This window comes from Spiroplasma helicoides (assembly GCF_001715535.1).
Lineage (GTDB): Bacteria > Bacillota_I > Bacilli_A > Mycoplasmatales > Mycoplasmataceae > Spiroplasma_A > Spiroplasma_A helicoides.
The window spans coordinates 63,139-80,788 of sequence record NZ_CP017015.1 but is presented as its reverse complement, the minus strand read 5'-3'; the positions used below and the strand labels follow the sequence as shown (position 1 = coordinate 80,788).

Annotated in this window: 14 protein-coding genes and 1 pseudogene; 2 read left to right on the top strand and 13 right to left on the bottom strand. The window is 30.1% G+C overall.

Translation table 4 applies throughout. From position 1 onward, the window contains the following. Window positions 1–6: 6 nt before the first annotated feature. Both uvrB and secA read right to left on the bottom strand, forming a co-directional pair. A complete protein-coding gene (gene uvrB / locus SHELI_RS00380; protein ID WP_069115811.1) occupies window positions 7–1,989 on the bottom strand; it encodes an excinuclease ABC subunit UvrB in 1,983 nt (660 codons plus the stop codon). A 442-nt stretch (window positions 1,990–2,431) separates the two neighbouring features. Further along, a pseudogene (gene secA, locus SHELI_RS00375) lies at window positions 2,432–5,056 on the bottom strand (preprotein translocase subunit SecA); the annotation flags it as partial. A 207-nt stretch (window positions 5,057–5,263) separates the two neighbouring features. On the opposite strand from secA, the gene SHELI_RS00370 reads away from it, so the two are divergent. Together SHELI_RS00370 and SHELI_RS00365 are read left to right on the top strand one after the other, a co-directional pair. Further along, the gene (locus tag SHELI_RS00370; RefSeq protein ID WP_069115809.1) at window positions 5,264–5,860 is read left to right on the top strand and encodes an IMPACT family protein; all 597 of its coding nucleotides are present in this window, start codon (window positions 5,264–5,266) and stop codon (window positions 5,858–5,860) included. Window positions 5,861–5,872: 12 nt separating this feature from the next. Beyond that, a complete protein-coding gene (locus SHELI_RS00365; protein WP_069115808.1) occupies window positions 5,873–6,949 on the top strand; it encodes a 5'-3' exonuclease in 1,077 nt (358 codons plus the stop codon). A 31-nt stretch (window positions 6,950–6,980) separates the two neighbouring features. On the opposite strand, the gene SHELI_RS00360 is transcribed toward SHELI_RS00365, so the two are convergent. From SHELI_RS00360 to SHELI_RS00310, 11 genes are all read right to left on the bottom strand, one after another. Next, window positions 6,981–7,886 carry a carbohydrate kinase family protein gene (locus SHELI_RS00360; RefSeq protein ID WP_069115807.1) on the bottom strand — a complete coding sequence of 302 codons (906 nt, stop codon included), beginning with the start codon at window positions 7,884–7,886 and terminating at the stop codon, window positions 6,981–6,983. A 10-nt stretch (window positions 7,887–7,896) separates the two neighbouring features. Beyond that, window positions 7,897–9,351: a glycoside hydrolase family 32 protein gene (locus tag SHELI_RS00355; protein WP_069115806.1), complete on the bottom strand. Its 1,455-nt coding sequence runs from the start codon at window positions 9,349–9,351 to the stop codon at window positions 7,897–7,899. Beyond that, complete coding sequence (locus tag SHELI_RS00350) at window positions 9,344–10,990, bottom strand: PTS transporter subunit EIIC (protein WP_069115805.1); 1,647 nt, start codon at window positions 10,988–10,990, stop codon at window positions 9,344–9,346. Before SHELI_RS00350 ends, SHELI_RS00355 begins: the two co-directional genes overlap by 8 nt. A gap of 182 nt (window positions 10,991–11,172) precedes the next feature. Further along, window positions 11,173–11,466: a F0F1 ATP synthase subunit epsilon gene (locus SHELI_RS00345; protein WP_069115804.1), complete on the bottom strand. Its 294-nt coding sequence runs from the start codon at window positions 11,464–11,466 to the stop codon at window positions 11,173–11,175. A 3-nt stretch (window positions 11,467–11,469) separates the two neighbouring features. Further along, window positions 11,470–12,861 (bottom strand): F0F1 ATP synthase subunit beta, encoded by a 1,392-nt coding sequence (atpD, locus tag SHELI_RS00340; RefSeq protein ID WP_069115803.1) that lies wholly within the window; start codon window positions 12,859–12,861, stop codon window positions 11,470–11,472. Window positions 12,862–12,879: 18 nt separating this feature from the next. Further along, complete coding sequence (gene atpG / locus SHELI_RS00335; protein WP_069115802.1) at window positions 12,880–13,728, bottom strand: ATP synthase F1 subunit gamma; 849 nt, start codon at window positions 13,726–13,728, stop codon at window positions 12,880–12,882. A 1-nt stretch (window position 13,729) separates the two neighbouring features. Then, window positions 13,730–15,304, bottom strand: a complete 1,575-nt coding sequence (gene atpA, locus SHELI_RS00330; RefSeq protein WP_069115801.1) for a F0F1 ATP synthase subunit alpha — start codon at window positions 15,302–15,304, stop codon at window positions 13,730–13,732. Between the two features lie 15 nt (window positions 15,305–15,319). Next, a complete protein-coding gene (locus SHELI_RS00325; protein WP_069115800.1) occupies window positions 15,320–15,868 on the bottom strand; it encodes a F0F1 ATP synthase subunit delta in 549 nt (182 codons plus the stop codon). Window positions 15,869–15,874: 6 nt separating this feature from the next. Further along, the gene (gene atpF, locus SHELI_RS00320; protein WP_069115799.1) at window positions 15,875–16,423 is read right to left on the bottom strand and encodes a F0F1 ATP synthase subunit B; all 549 of its coding nucleotides are present in this window, start codon (window positions 16,421–16,423) and stop codon (window positions 15,875–15,877) included. A gap of 15 nt (window positions 16,424–16,438) precedes the next feature. After that, complete coding sequence (locus tag SHELI_RS00315) at window positions 16,439–16,759, bottom strand: ATP synthase subunit c family protein (RefSeq protein ID WP_069115798.1); 321 nt, start codon at window positions 16,757–16,759, stop codon at window positions 16,439–16,441. Between the two features lie 12 nt (window positions 16,760–16,771). Then, the gene (locus SHELI_RS00310; protein WP_069115797.1) at window positions 16,772–17,644 is read right to left on the bottom strand and encodes a F0F1 ATP synthase subunit A; all 873 of its coding nucleotides are present in this window, start codon (window positions 17,642–17,644) and stop codon (window positions 16,772–16,774) included. Window positions 17,645–17,650: the final 6 nt, after the last annotated feature.

Here is a 17,650-nt window from a genome sequence, read left to right as displayed (position 1 = left end):
TTACTCCTATTCTGCTTGAATTTCCAAAATTAAATCTCTAAGCTCTGCAGCTTTCTCATAGTTTTGTTCTTTTGCAGCTTCCAACATTTCTTTTCTAATTTTTTCAATCAAGTTCTCTTTTTGTTTTTGCTTATCTTTTTTAGATTTATTTATTTGATCTATGGCACTTCTTATTTTTGAATCTGTAATACCAAAGTCACTAATTTTTTTGATAATTGTTTTTGGAATAATATTATTTATTTTATTATATTCAATTTGCTTTGTTCTTCTTCTATCTGTTTCTTCCATAGCTTCTTTCATCGCTTGTGAAATAGAGTTTGCAAAAAATATTACTCTACCTTCAGCATTTCTCGCTGCTCTACCAACCGTTTGAATTAAACTTCTTGTATTTCTCAAAAATCCTTGTTTGTCTGCTTCGAGTATACACACCAAACTTACTTCAGGTATGTCCAATCCCTCACGCAACAAGTTAACACCAACAATTACATCATAAACTCCTTTACGAAGATCAACCAAAATTTCATTACGTTCTAGAGTTTTCAATTCTGAATGAAGATAAGCAACTTTGATATTTCTTCCCTGTAAAAATGTTGTTATATCTTCAGATTGTTTAATGGTAAGTGCTGTTATAAAAACTTTTTGTTTTTTTTCGACAACTTTATGAATGTTTTCAATTATAACTTCCATTTGATTTGTTGTTGGAAGAATTGTAATTGTTGGATCAATTAGTCCTGTAGGTCTAATTATTTGTTCAACATACTCATTGTTTGTTAATTGTAATTCATAATCGCCTGGTGTTGCAGATGTATAAATAACATCATTTAATTTAGATGTGAATTCTTCAAAGTTAAGAGGTCTATTATCTAAAGCACTAGGCAATCTAAATCCATACTCAACTAATGTTTCTTTTCTACTTCTATCTGTATTGTACATTCCTCTAGTTTGGGGAATCATCATATGAGACTCATCGATTATAGTTAAAAAATCTTTTTCGAAATAATCTAAAATAGTAAATGGCGTTGCACCTTTAGGTCTGAAGTCCAAGTGTGCTGAATAGTTTTCAATTCCACTACACATTCCAAACTCAGCCAATGTTTCCATATCGTATTTAGTTCTTTTAGCTAAACGATCAGCCTCTAATAATTTTCCGTTATCTAAAAATCATTGCACTCTTTCTTCTAATTCCTTATTTATATTTTCTATAGCATGATTTAATTTATCTCATTGAGTTACATAATCTGCTGCAGGAAATATTGTGAACATTCTGTACTTTTCTTTAACTGTGTTGTTTAAAACATCCATTATGTCCAAAGCTTCTATTTCATCTCCAAACATTGATATTCTTAAATAAAATGAGTCTGTTCAACTTGGTGATATTTGTATAATATCTCCCTTTGCGCTAAATTCTCCCATGCTAAGATTATTGTCATTTCTTGTGTATCCTGTTTTTACCAAAAATGATAATAAGTCTCTCTTAGAAATGGATTGTCCAACTTTCAATTCAAAAAAAACTTCACCGTACTCCACTGGGTTTTGGCTTGCATAAATTGCAGCTACGGAAGCTACTACAATAACATCTGTTCTTGTGATTAATGCATTTTTAGCACTAAGTCTCATCATTTCTAATTCATTGTTTCTTTTCGCATCTTTATCAATGTACAAATCTCTTGCTGGTAAATATGCTTCTGGTTGATAAAAGTCAAAGTTAGAAACATAATACTCAACTCTATTATTAGGAAATAGTTCTTTTAATTCTATATACAATTGCATTGCCAAAGTTTTATTGTGAGCCAAAACAAGAGTTTGTCTATTGACGTTTTTTATAATGTTGGCCATTGTAAAAGTTTTACCTGTACCAGTTGCCCCCATTAGAACTTGATGCTTTTTATTTTTAGCCAAACCTTCTAGCAATTGTGATATTGCTTGTGGTTGATCACCACTCGGTTTGTATTCTGTAACTAATTCAAAATTTCTTCTTTCTTTCTTCATTTTTTCACCTACATAAAAATACTAGGAATTGCTCCTAGCTCATCTGTGTTGCTATTAAATAATAACACATAAAGTAATAAAAAAATTACAAAAAAATTTTAAGAAATTTTTTTGTAATTAATTAACCTATTTTTACTTTTGTTTGTACTTGTTCTGTATCTTCAATTTCGTCTTCTTTTATCGTACCGTCTGGATTTGTTTTTATTCTTTTGACAATGTTACCTTCAGAGTCTTTCATCACATACTCACCAGATTGATCTTTTACAAATTTGCTATCTAACTCAGATGCTATTGCTAACAATACTTGAACTTCAACTTCAAGTTGAGGTACATCTTCTGGTTTTGCCTCTGCTAAAAGTTTCTCATAAGCTTGTTTTACATCAGAAACTGAAAATAATTTTCCCATTAAGCCGAATTTCTGAACCATTGCGTCCATGTTTTCTTGAGTAAGTTCTTGCGCTTTTTGTCTTCTTTGAGCAACCACTTCATCAAGTTTATCCATCAATCCTGAAATTATGTGTTCTTGAATTTCTAGTTTTCTTTGTCTTTCTGGATCATCAATGAATTTTTCTTTAAGTTCTTGGAAACGTTTTTCAACATTGTTTCTTGCAAATTCTTCTGGTGCAATTCCGATTTCTTTTAGAATTTCATCAATATCTTTTTCAGTAACATTAATTACTGGTCTTTCATCTTTCTTCTCTAAATCACCAAGATTTATTTTTATTTCTGGACCAGATTGTTGTTCTTGACCACTTGCTGAGAATGAATTATTTAGTTTTTCAATAGCTTCAAATGCAATATTTATTTTCATTCTATTAAATAATTTTGCAGACTCTTCTACATATTCACTTAGTGGATTATTTTGTGCATATTGTTGTAAATAAATACCACTTCTTAGTTTTTGAGATAAGTTAATGTGGTGTGTTCAAAATTTATCAAACGCTTGTAGGATAGTTCTTCTTTCCATTTCATGAATAACATTGTCTGGAACACCATCAATTTTTCTTTTATAAAGTTCCATCATTTGGTCTTGAATTATTTTAGCCATTTGGTGTTTTTCAAGACCAACTAAATCAGATTCTTTAACAGAGTTTTCTGGAACATAAATATTATTAATTCTACCAATCAACATATTTACATTAACTGTTCTTTCACCTCTCACAAGTTCTGAACATTCATCTACAAGTTCAAAAGCAACTGTGTATTGAAACCTAGACAAAACAAACTTTAAGTCTTCTTGCAATAAGATGTCATCTCTTTGAGAGTACATAGCTTCACGCTGTTGTGAAAGAATATTATCATAATCAAGAACATTTTTTCTTTGGTCAAAGTTTAAACCCTCTAATTTTTTTTGGGCATTTGTAATTGCTCTTGTAAACATTCTTGACTTGATATGATCCTCACCTAATTTTTTTAAGAAATATTCTCTCAATTTTGGAGCTGTAAATCTAATCATTAGTTCATCTTCCATTGAGATATAAAATCTTGATGTTCCAGGATCACCTTGACGACCAGCACGTCCTCTTAACTGGTTGTCAATACGTCTTGCTTCGTTACGTTCTATTCCCATAACAAATAATCCACCAAGTTTTTTAGTTTCTTCTGACAATTTAATATCTGTACCACGACCAGCCATATTGGTTGCTAGCGTAATAGATTTAAATTGACCTGCTTTTTCAACAATTTCTGCTTCTCTTAAGTGGTTCTTAGCATTAATCATCTCAAATTTTAGATTTGCTTTTTCTAAATTTCTCGCAACTTGTTCAGATGATTCAACACTAGTTGTTCCTATAAGAACCGGTCTACCTTGGTCATTTAATTCTTTTAAATCTTTTATCAAGTGTTTAAACATTGCTTGTTTAGTTGCAAATGTTAAATCAGGTTCATCTTTTCTAATTACTGGAACATTAGTTGGACAAACAATAACTCTTGTGTTATAAATTTTTAAAAATTCTTCTTCTTCTGTTTTTGCTGTTCCTGTCATACCAGAAAGTTTGTTATATAATCTATAAAAGTTTTGGTATGTAATTGTTGCTAATGTATATGTTTCTTCTTCGATTTCAACATTTTCTTTTGCTTGTAAAGCTTGTTGCAATCCGTCACTATATGCTCTACCAGGCATAACCCTTCCTGTAAATTGATCAATCAAAAGTATTTCATTTTCTTGTACAGTATATTCAATTTCTTTTTTAAATGTAAAGTTAGCTTTTAAAGCATTCATAATCAAGTGAAAAACTTCAGTATTTCTAAAATCAAATAGATTTTCAATACTAAAATATTTTTGTGCTTTTTTAATTCCTTCATCTGTCAAATAAACTTGTTTAGATTCCAAATCAATTTCTACATCTTCTGGTTCTTTCAGTGATTTAGCACAGGCATCAGCTGCTTTATATAAATTAATTCTATTTTGACTTCCTCCAGAAATAATTAGTGGAGTTCTTGCCTCATCGATAAGTACTGAGTCGGCCTCATCGATGATTGCATAATTTAATTTTCTTTGTACTTTTTGTTCAAAAGTATAAACCATGTTATCTCTTAAATAATCAAAACCTAGTTCAGCATTGGTTGTGTAAGTAATATCTGCAGCATACGCTTCTCTTTTTTGATCTTTAGATGATTCTCTACTATTTAACCCGACTGTTAATCCTAATGCATTAAAAACTTGACCATTTATTTCACTATCTCTTTTTGAAAGGTATTCGTTAACTGTTACAACATGTACACCTTGTCCAGATAGTGCATTTAAATATGCTGGAAATAATCCTGTTAGGGTTTTCCCTTCCCCAGTTCTCATCTCAGCAATATCTCCTTCATGTAAGATAATTGCTCCGATTAACTGAACTTTATAAGCTTTCATTTTTAAAACTCTTCAAGCTGCTTCTCTAACAACCGAAAAAGCCTCTATTAAAAGACTATCTACAGATTCACCTTCTGCAATACGATCTTTAAATTCTTGTGTTTTAGCTTTTAACTGTTCATCACTTAATTGTGAATAAACACTTTCATTATTAATTATTAAATTAGCTTTCTTTGCATGTTTATTAATAATACTTTTATCTCTTGCCATTAAGCATTGACTTCCCTTCTGTATTAAATAAAAAGTTTTTAAGCATCAAATTTATTATATAATTTTTTAAATATAAAATCACTCTTATTTTAAGTTTTTAATATAAGAGGTATCTTTTAAAATCCTATAAATACTAATTATTTTTTTTACATTGAGTTTTTTAGTAAAAATGGGTACAATATTAATGATTATAATAAGGATTAAATAATGAAGGTTCTTTCAGAAAATACAGTTTATACATTTGAAGAAACAATAAAAAAATCCAAGTTTATAACCTACATTGCTACGATAAAAGATAAAGAGCAATTAGAATATTTTATTTCTAAATATAGAAGAAAAGATGCTAGACATAATTGTTGGGCTTATAGAATAGGAAATAACATTATTACCGCAAAGTATGGATATAACAATGATGGTGAACCTACAGGAACTGCTGGTGAGCCTTTATTAAAATTAATAGAAACAAACGATTTAACTAATATAGTAATTTTTTGTGTGAGATATTTTGGCGGTATAAAATTGGGTACTGGTGGTTTACAAAAAGCTTATAGCAATGGTGCTATTACCTTACTTAAAGAAGCTAATACCAAACAATTAGAGCTTTTATATAGTGTAAAAATAAAATTTTCAATAACAAATATCAAAATGATTAATAATTTTTTAAATACTATTAAAGTTTTTGATTATAATCAATCTTTTAAAGAAAAAGAAGTTTTTTTTGAGTTTAAAATTGACAATATTGAAAAATTAAACACGATTTTAAATATAGTAGAGGTTGTTGAAAAAAATAGAGATTTTTATTAGAGAGGAATTTTTATGCAAACAGAAAAGAAAAAAATAGTTATTGTTGACGGATATCACTTATTACATAAGGGATATTATGGATCATTAAAAAGAAAAAAAGTTGCTGTTAATAGAGATGGTGTTCTAATTAACGCTGTTTATGTTTTTGTTGCAAAAATCAATGAAATGGTGGCAAGTAAAGAATATCACACAGTGATTGTTACATTTGATGTAGGAAAGGATTGTTGAAGGAGAGAATTGTATCCAGCATATAAAGCAACAAGAAAAGAAACTCCTAATGATTTGATACCACAAATGCAACTTGTTCGTGATTTTTTATCGGCAGCCAATATTCCTTGGTATGAAAAAAATTATTTTGAAGGTGATGACATAATAGGAACTATAACAAGAATAGCTGTTCAACTAGGTTATAAAGTTGATATCATTTCAAATGACAAAGATACCTATCAACTTGTTTCTGATGATGTAAACATAATTTCTCAACAATCTAAAAAAACTAAAAAAGAGGTAATAACAGAAAAAGAAGTTATTGAAAAGTTTGGATGTAAACCAAGTCAAATTCCAGATATAAAAAGTCTGCTGGGTGATCATTCCGATAACATCAAAGGGGTTAAAGGAATGTATTACAATACAGCAATTAGTTTAATTCAAAAATTTGGGTGTGTAGAAAACATATTTGAAAACTTAGATCAACTTTCTGCTAAAAATCGCGTAAAAATGGAACAATGTAAAGAACAGGTGCTACTTAATAAAAAAATAGCAAGAATATTAAAAGATGTTAATATCGGTAGAATTAATTTTAAACCTTTACAAATTAATTATGTTAGATTTATGGGGTTTTTAAAGAGAGAAAGAATGTGGGCATTTACAAAAGTTATAGAGCAAAAAAGAAATGAACAGATTTTGGAAAGACAAAAAAGAATGAATAAGGATAATAATGATTTAGAAAAAGTTAATGGCAATAATAATGTATCTAAGAGTTTTAATATTAACAAAACTAAAACTCCAAATCACTTAAAAAAACCATTGTCTGATAAAAGTTCAACAAAAGTAAATAACCTTAATTTCAATGATAAAACTAAAAAATAAAAAAGCATTTGCTAAAATGCTTTTTTATTTTTTAATTATCTAAGAAAGTAAGAGCTCCCTTATAGTAGATGCTTTTTTTCGCATACTCGTTAGCTTCTAAAATAATTTCGTCAACTTTATTTTGTCAACTGTCCCTGTTTTCAAGTTCAGAAATTTTATAAATTATGTAGCCAATAAAAGCATCACCAGCTCCTGTTGTGTCAACCGGGTTAACTGCTCTTTCGACATCATATCTTTTCGCTCATTCACTGTTTCCAACAAAACATCCATCCGGACCTAAGGTGATAAAGAATGTAGCATTATGATAAAGTTTAATTAACTTTTCAAATCCTCTATCACAATCTTTTTCCCCAGTTATTACTTCTAATTCTGCATCACTAATTTTTATAAAATCAGCACTTTCTAAATATTCAGAAATTTTTTTATTAAAAGTTTTTGTGTCTTCATTTCACAATAAGTTTCTTCAGTTCGGATCAAACACTATAAATTTTTTCAATTTTTTAGATTCAGTCAAAAGTTTTTTATAAGTTTCTTCAGATTTATTTCCAAGAAGAGCAGTGGCGCTACCGAAATGTAGTATTGAAAAATCTTTTAATTTATCTTTCACTACTTCAAATTCCATGTTTTGATCTGCATCTAATTCAAATGTAAAGTTTCTTTCTCCATCTTCAAATATTGAAACATATGCTACTGTTGTTTTGTGATTTTTTAAAACTTGTATTGTATCAGTATCTACATTGTATTTTTTTAAGGTATTTAAAATATTTTTTCCGTTATCATCATCGCCTATAGAACTCAAAAGAGATGATTGGCCACCTAGATGGTTTATAGTACAAGCAACGTTTAGTGGTGCCCCACCCACGTTAGCTTCCAAAACTTTATTGTCTTGAACAATTATATCAAGTAATGATTCCCCTATGCACAATACTTTTTTCATAATTTTTCTCCTAGTTGCTTACTTTCATTGGTTTAATATCTGCAACTTCTAAATCTAGCTCTTTTCCAAAAACAATTTTATCAAAATCTTTAACAAAAAATCTTGAAGTGAAAATGGTTTTATAATCATCTGCAAATAACTCTATAGTTGAAGAATCTATGAAAACTTCAACTCATTGTTCTTTATCTTTTACTTTTCTAATAGCATGTCTTGGAGCTTCAAAAGCATAGTCCACTTGTTCAGATTGATGAGATCTATCTAAAATAATTTCATCTTTTGTAAATTCAACTTCCACAAACTCATTATTTTTATTCATAATTTTAAACCCATTATTTCCGTCAAGTTTAAATTTTAAATGTTTTGCTTTATGAACATCAACTGAGTTTGTTTTTAAACTTTTTTGGTTATGTAAAACATTTTTACTAAAGTCGCTATAAGGTTTTTGAACTAATCATTCACCTTCAACACTTAGTTCTCTTGGTATTGTAATTAATGAATGTCAAGAATATTTGTCTGTTGGGTATTGTATATCACATCCACCAAATCAACCGAATCACAATAATTTATCCTGAGCTCAGTAGGTTTGAGGAGCATAGAAATCATGACCGAAGTCTACGGTTCTCATTGCAAAATCTTCGTGTAGTTCTTTACTGTTAACGTCAAATTTACTTAATAGTGTGTAAACAACATTTCTAGAGTTGTTTAATTCATATTTGTCATTTTTGTCAAAATAACCTTCTGCTGATATAAAAAATAAATACTTATCTCCAACTTTATCAAGGTTTGGACATTCTCACATATATCCATATGTATTATTTTTAATTGATGGTCTTAAAACGGTTTTAAATTCAAATTTATCGTAGTCAATCATTTCATAAACTGCAAGTCCTCCAAGATCATCGTCTTTCATTCTAACACCAAAAACCATATAATCTTTATTTTCATGTCTAAATATTTTTGGGTCTCTAGCGTGTGGAGTGAATTTTGAACCATCTCAAGGAACTGCAATTCTTTTATTGATAACTTTTCCATTTTCAAAATCTGCTACAAGTTGAACCTCTTCTGTCATTTCTCCTTTACCATCTTCCATATTACCTGTGTAATAAATTTTAACAGTATCACCAAAGTCATGTGCACTTCCTGAAAAAGCTCCGTACTGTTCTTTTTCGTGATCCGGAACAACAGAAACTCCTTGATCTTCATAGTTAACAAAATCTTTTGTTGTTAAATATCTTCAATGTTTAAATCCATGGTATGGTTCAACTGGAGTTCATTGATAATGAATATGGTGAACGCCATCTTTAAATAACAAACCATTTGGATCATTTACTAAACCATTTGGTGAAGCTATATGGTAAGTTGGTCTATAATATTTATCACTTGCCACTAGCTTATTTGATTCGTCATAATATTTTTGATCTATTTCTGTGCATTTTTTTCATTCAATTTCTTTTATTTTATTCATTTTCTTTACCTACTTTTTTAACTTTTTCTTTTTTATTTTTTATTTTATTTGTAATAATCTCTGCTCCTGGGATTGGTGCAAAATCTCTATCTAAAATTGATTTAGTCATTTTTTTAAAGTAATTTACTCTTGAAAGTAATATTGTTGCTAAAACTGTTGTCCCAATTGTTGCAACTAATGCTATTGCCATTCAGAAGAATCCACCCGGTGCTCACGTAGTCATATTGAAAGCAGCATATTGTGGATCTTGGGCATAAGGAATTATACATAAGAATACCAAGAATGATGCAGGACCCATTGTTGTTAATACGTCTGACATTGTTGTAATTACAATTCCTACAGTTGTTCCTATACTTGCTGCTATTACCGGGAATAAGAATCTTAGTGTAACTCCGAACAATGCGGGTTCAGTTGAACCTCCAATAAATGCAATTAAGTATGATGGTACAGCTGTTTTTTGTAGCTCTTTATTTTGTCTATTCATAACCGCAAAAACTAAACAGCTCGTTGCCACAGCGATGTTCAATTGAGTGAACATCGCATTAATTGATATTGCTCCATATGTCATAAATTGTTGTAAACTAACAACAACAAATATTTGTATAAATCCAGTAACTACCAGTCAAGGAAGTAGTATACCAAATAGTGGGTTAAAGATGTATTTAGCAATTCGGTGAGTTGATGCTCATAAAACACCAACGTTCATTCCGTAAGTTATAAGCATTCCTATTGGCGCTAATATTAATAAACCAACAAAGAATGATACCAATGTTACTAATGGAATTCCAAGTAATTCTTTTACAACTCCATATTTAATTTTTCTAACAAGTCTTTCTAGATAAACTGCCATGAAAGCAATTAATACCAATGGTAAAATTTGACCTTGATAAGATATTTTTCAAGGATATCCACTTTCAAAACTTGAAAATGATCAACTAGTCTCAACACCATTTGAATCGACATAACTTTGTCCTCAATCAAATAACCCTTTGTTTCCGCTCATAAAGTCATTTGTTTGTGCAAAGTCTTTGGCACAAAGAACTACCCCAATGGAAATACCAATTGCTTGACTACCTCTCATCATTTTAAATACTGATCATGGAATTAAAATACTAAATGCTAATGTCATAGCGTTCTGTAATGAAGCAAACATTTTACCCATAGTGGCTGCAACTTCTCCGGTATCTTTAATTGTTGAGCCTTTAACTTCAATATTGTTAATAATATTTGCAAACGTAGATATTATTGATAATGTTATCAAGTAAGGGATAATTGGTTTTACTAGTACCCCAATCCCATCTGTCACTGTTTTAAAAAAGTTCTTTTTAACAGTTAATTTTACATCAAATAAGTTTGGAACTCTTTTTAAAGAAACTCCCAATGTAATTAAAAAGTCTTTATTGAATTCTTCAAGATTTGTTTTAACTACAAACTGAACTAGATTTTCTTTTGCAATTGTACCGCTAACTAGCTCTAATTTTTCAATTTCGTCTAGTTTAACAAGTTCAATATTTTTAACTCTAATCCTCATTCTAGTGGCACAATGACTAACGTTTTCAATGTTTTCTGAGCCACCAAAATAATCAGCAATCAAAGAAACATCTTTATCTATGTTTCTTTTAGAACTAAATATTTTCATACCTTCCTCCATCAAATAGAAATGGTGTTAAAAATACAAACATCTAATTTCTATTTGGTATTATTAAAACACAAATTTTTGGTTTTTTTTGGTTTTTTTTGGTTTTTTTTATTTTTTTTGGAAATTTTGGAAAATTTTGTAAAAAGTGTACAAAAAAACTTCTAAAAAAGAAGTTTTTTTAATTATATTTTTGGTCCTATTTGTTTACCTTTATCATCAATTTCATATAACCATGGAGTTAATAATTTAACCTCTTCTCTGGTTACTTGCAAAATCCCCCTGTGAACATGAACATATTTCACACCCTCAGAGTTTGTATATTTAACAGTTCCAATTTGTAATGTAGAAACAATTGGTGTATGTCTTGCATAAATTGTTAAGTCACCAGCTGTTGTTTGAACACCAACGTGATTAACCTCAATAGAATTTAGAAAAATTCCATTTGGAGTAATTATTTTAAGTTTTAAAGAACTCATAGATTACCCTTCTTTTTTGTATTTTGCAAGAACTTCTTCAATAGATCCAACATACATAAACATTGTTTCAGGAATGTCATCTAGTTCACCATTTAATATAGCTTTAAATGATGCTATTGTATCTGAAACACTAACATATTTTCCACTACGACCAGTAAATTTTTCTCCAACAGTAAATGGTTGAGACATGAAGTTTCTTATTTTTCTTGCTCTATTAACTGTTACTCTATCTTCTTCAGAAAGTTCATCCATACCAAGAATTGCTATGATTGATTGTAATTCTTTGTACTTTTGTAAAGTTTCTTGAACTCTTAAAGCAGTTGTATAATGCTCTTCTCCAACTATTTCTGGATCAAGCATTCTTGAACTTGAAGATAGTGGGTCAATAGCTGGATAAATTCCAAGTGCTGCAATTGATCTATCTAAAACAACTCTGGCATCCAAGTGTGCAAAAGTTGTTGCTGGAGCAGGGTCGGTCAAGTCATCGGCAGGAACATAAACAGCTTGAACAGATGTAATTGATCCTTTTTTAGTTGATGTAATTCTTTCTTGTAATGCACCCATTTCAGTTGCAAGTGTTGGTTGGTAACCAACAGCTGAAGGCATTCTACCCAATAAGGCAGAAACTTCTGATCCAGCTTGTGTAAATCTAAAGATGTTATCAATAAATAATAGAACATCTTGATGTTTTTCATCTCTAAAATATTCTGCAATAGTTAGTCCTGTTAAGGCAACACGCATTCTTGCTCCTGGAGGTTCATTCATTTGTCCAAAAACTAAACTAGTTTTATCAATAACTCCAGCTTCAATCATTTCATAGTAAAGGTCATTACCTTCTCTAGTACGTTCACCAACTCCAGCAAAAACTGAAATACCCCCGTGGGCTTTGGCCACGTTGTTAATCAATTCTTGAACTAGAACCGTTTTTCCAACCCCAGCTCCTCCGAACAATCCAATTTTTCCACCTTTTGAGAATGGCATCATTAAGTCAACAACTTTAATACCTGTTTCTAAAATTTCAGCAGAAGTTGAAAGTTCGTCGTAACTTGGAGCAGTTCTATGAATTGGCATTCTTTTTGAGTCAACAGGAGGTTTTTCATCAATTGGATCTCCAAGAACATTAAACATTCTTCCAAGAACCCCATCTCCTACTGGAACACTAATTGGTGCTCCTGAGTTTTTAGCCTCCATACCTCTAACAAGACCTTCAGTTGGTCCCATAGCAATAGTTCTTACTAAATCATCTCCGATGTGTTGAACAACTTCTAGAACTAGTTTACTTCCAGCATTATCTAACTCAACTGTGTTATATAATTCTGGCATTTCGTTTTCACTAAATCTTACGTCAACAACCGGACCCATAACTTGAACCACTTTACCTAAACTTGTTTTCATAAAATAATTTCCTCCATATTAATCATCACTTTGAGCATTGGCCCCACCAACAATTTCACTAATCTCTTGAGTAATGTTTTCTTGTCTTTTACGGTTGTAAGCAATACTTAAAGTTTCTGATAATTCTTTACCATTTTTTGTAGCAGCTTCCATAGCAGTTCTTCTACTTGCTTGTTCTGAAAGTTGTGATTCTAAAATGGTTCCAAAAATAATTGTATTTAAATATAAAGATACTCCTGTTGCAAGAACTGTTTCAGCATCTGGTTCTAGTAAAATATCTTCTCCAGTATTTTTGCTTTCATTAGTTTTTACTATTGGAAATAAATTTATAATAGTTGGTTCATAAGTTACATTGTTAATAAATTTTGTATAAACAATATTTAATGCATCTATTTCTTGTTGAGAATATCAACCCAATAAATCTGATGCTAAGTAGTTTGCTTCTTGACTTGTGTAATTTACATCCACATTGGTAATAGCTCTACGAATTGTTAATTTATTTGAGTTGCAATAACTAACAGCTTTATTACCTATTGCCACCACTTCGTCATCAGGACCAATAAGTCCTTTAATTTTTTTAAAAATATTGGCATTATATCCACCACATAAACCAAGGTTAGAAGAAATAATAACTCATAAAGTTTTTTTAATTTCTTTGTTTGGTTTTTTTAAAAAAATTGAGTCTTCTGAGTGTGAAATTATGTAATTAAAAACATTATAGATTTCATCCAAATAAGCATGAATATCTCCAACTCTTTTTGAAATACGTTTAAGTTTGGCTGTCGCAACAAGTTCCATTGCTCCTGTAATTTTCCCAATATCTTTCACAGAAGCTATTTGTGTTTTTAATTCACTTAGGTTAGGCATATTATTTTAATTTATTCCATTCTTCTTGTGAACCGTAGTTTGTTGCTTTTCAATCTTTTAAGTGATTTGTATATTCTTTAATTACTTTAATAATTTCAGTTCTAACTTTTGTTGTTAAATCATCATCAAATGCTTTTTCAGCTTCTAGTTGTTTTACTAAAGCTTTTGCTTTTTCATTTGATTTAAAGTGTTTTAAAAGTTCAACCTTAAATCCAACCATTTCTGAAACTGGTAATCATTTAATCAATCTTTCTTTAATTGCTAAAAGAATGATTGCTTGTTTAACTTGACTAATTGGACTATATTGTCTTTGTTTTAATAATTCAACAATTTTTGCTCCGTGATCTAGAGTTGCTTTTGTAGATTCATCCAAATCACTACCAAATTTTGCAAATGCTTGCAATTCATAGTATTGAGCTAACTCAAGTTTTAATGTACCACCCATTTGTTTAACGGCTTTAATTTGTGCTGAACTACCAACCCTAGAAACTGAAAGTCCTGTATCAACAGCAGGTCTAATTCCTGAGTTAAATAATTGTTCTGACAAGAATATTTGTCCATCAGTAATTGAAATAACATTAGTTGGAATATATGCTGAGATATCTCCAGCTTGTGTTTCAATAATTGGAAGAGCAGTAATACTTCCTCCTCCAAATTTTTCGTTAACTCTTGCAGCTCTTTCTAATAATCTTGAGTGTAAGTAGAAAACGTCCCCTGGGTAAGCTTCTCTACCTGGTGGTCTTCTTAGCAATAGTGCTAGTGTACGATAAGCTATAGCGTGTTTTGATAGGTCATCATAAATAATTAAAACATCATCTCCACCAGCCATTCATTCTTCTGCAATTGAAACTCCAGTATAAGGAGCTATATATTGCATAGGTGCTGATTCACTAGCAGAAGCAGAAATAACAGTTGTAAATTCCATTGCTCCAGCTTGTTTTAATTTTTCTACAACTTGTGCAACTGTTGATTCTTTTTGTCCAATAGCAACATATACACATTTAACATTTTTACCTTTTTGATTAATAATTGAGTCAATTGCAATTGATGTTTTTCCTGTTTGTCTATCACCAATAATTAACTCCCTTTGACCTTTTCCAATTGGAATAATTGAGTCGATTGAAAGAATACCAGTTTCTAAAGGTTGGTCAACTGATTTTCTTGACATAACTCCTGAAGCAATTTTTTCAACAGGAGCTCATTTTTTATTTTTTAATGGTCCATTACCATCAATTGGATTACCAATTCCATCTAAAACTCTTCCAAGTAGTTCATCTCCAACTGGAGTTTCAACAACTCTGTTTGATCTTTTTACTTTATCACCTTGTTTAATTTCACTATCATCACCCATAATAACAGCACCAACTGCACCGTCCTCTAGGTTCAAGGCCATTCCATAAATGTTGTCATTAAAAATTAATAGTTCACCCATCATAGCTTTGTCTAGTCCAAATAATAAGGCAACACCATCACCAATACTGGCAACAGTACCAACTTCTTGAACGACAAGATCTTTTCCATAATCTTGAATTTGTTTTTTAATTACTTCAGATATCTCATTTATTTTTAGTGGCATAATATCACCTTACCTTTATTTTCTATTTATAATGACTTTTCTTCTCATATCAAGCATTTTACCTTGAACTGATGAGTCAAATCTTTTGCCATCAATTTCAACCAAAATTCCTGCTATAAGTTCTTCACGTATAACATTTTCTAAAATAACTTTTTTGTTTGTTTTGTTTGATAGTTTAGATTCAATTTTTTTGATTGTTGCTGAATCTAAAGGTGAAATTGAGTAAACTGTACCGTATAAAGAGTCAGATACTTTTAGTAAATCTGTTATAACTTGTCTAAATATATCAATTGTTGCTTGAAATAAATTACGACAAATCAAAAGTTTTAAAGTATTTAATAAATTAACATCAATTTTTGATGCAAATGCTTTATCTAACATTTTTATTCTATCTTGTAAATCAATACTTCTGTTTGAGAAAAAATCAATTATTTCATGATCTTTTAAAAATAAAGCATTTAAATCTCTAGCAGTACTTAAGAATTCTTCCACTTTTTTATTTTCAGTTGCAATTGTTGTAATTGCACTTGATCAATTTTTAATTAAACTCTGTTTTGCAAACATTTAAAGTTAATCAATATTGTTTAAGAATTCTTCAATAAGTTTTTTGTTTGTGTCGCTAGAAACATTTTTTGCCAAAATTTTTTGAGCAGCCTCAAAAGCTAAATCAATGATTTCTTTTCTTATGTCTTCTTGAGCTTCGCTTCTTTCAGACTCAATAGCTTGTTTAGCATGTTCTTGAATATTTTGTGCTTCTTGTTTTGCACTATCAATGATTTCAAACTTCATTTCGTCAGCTTCAGTTTTAGCTTTAACCAAAATTTGTTTTGATTCATCTTTTGCACTTATAAGTAATTTTTCAACGTCTTTTTTTTGTCTATTAGCTTGAGCTTGTTTTGAAGCAGCATCATCTAGTAGTTCATTAATTTTACGTCTACGTTCTTCTACCATTTTTTTAAATGGTTTATAAACAAATTTTACTAACAAAATAATAATTATTATTGTTGATAAAATATGTGCTATAAAGTTTGGTAAATTCGGAAATAATGCTTTTGTTACTTCTGGAACTCCAGCCTGATCTTCACTATATAAAGTGATACTACTTATTCATTCAAACATATTTTGAGTCTCTTATTAAAGAACGAATAAGATCAACATAGCAATAACTAAAGCATATATAGCACCAGACTCTGAAATCCCTGCAGTAATAATTAGTGTTGAAGTAATTTTACCTGCAACTTCGGGGTTACGTCCAATTGCAAGACAAGCACCGTGACCAACTACTCCTTGTCCAACACTAGCACCGATCATACCTATACCAGTTAGACCTGCACCTACCCCGTATAAACCTTTTTGTAAATCACCAGTAATTGTACTTTCGAACATTATTGCTGGTAAAATTGAAATTCAAGCTTCACTAAATTGTGAAGCTACTGTAAATAATTGTGCGAACATAATTTTTCTCCTTTATTGCACAGCTTGTGCCATTTCTTTTCCTTTTGATTTAATTTCTTTTGCTTCTAATTTAATTTCTTTTGCTTTTATTTTTTTAGCTTTTCTAGTATGATCGTGTTCATTAGATGATTCTTTTTCACTATGTTCACCATCTTTTGCGTTTGATCAGTAAGAAAGAGTTAACATTGTAAATACTATTGATTGGATAAATCCATCAAATAAATCAAAGTATAAATGCAACCATGGTAGCATTATGACTGAAATAAAGTTGAATCCACCTCATCAATATTTGTATTGTGCATAGAAATCTGAACCTCAAATTTCATTAGCCATTCCTCTATGTCCAAAAATTGCTCCTTCAGCATTAATAAGTGCTCCATATAGCAATCCCAAAATAATTGATCCAGCAATCATATTACCAAATAACCTAAATGACAATGATAGAATAGGAACAAATTGTGTAAATATTTCTATTGGGTTGTGTAAAAATTTTATAAAGAATAAAAATTTTTGATATCTCAATCCATAGTAATAAATTCCTATAAATGAAACTATTGCCATTGATAATGTTACTGTATATGAGCTAGTTAACGGTTCAAAACCAAGCAGCGAAATGACTGATGAAACAAGTATGTACATAAAAATATACATAGCATATGGGGTAAGATGTCTAAATTTTTTACCCATAGTTGTAACAACCATATTTTCTATTGAAGTTATGAAGGATTCAGTAAGAACTAAAAAACCACTTAACTGTTCACCTTCTTTAATATTTCTGATTTTTACATTATATGTAATGCAAAAAGAGCAAATAATAATTAAAGTTGCTACTATAGAAAATAACTGCGGGGTTATGATATTCCAGTTTTCAGTAAGTTGACTCATATTCTC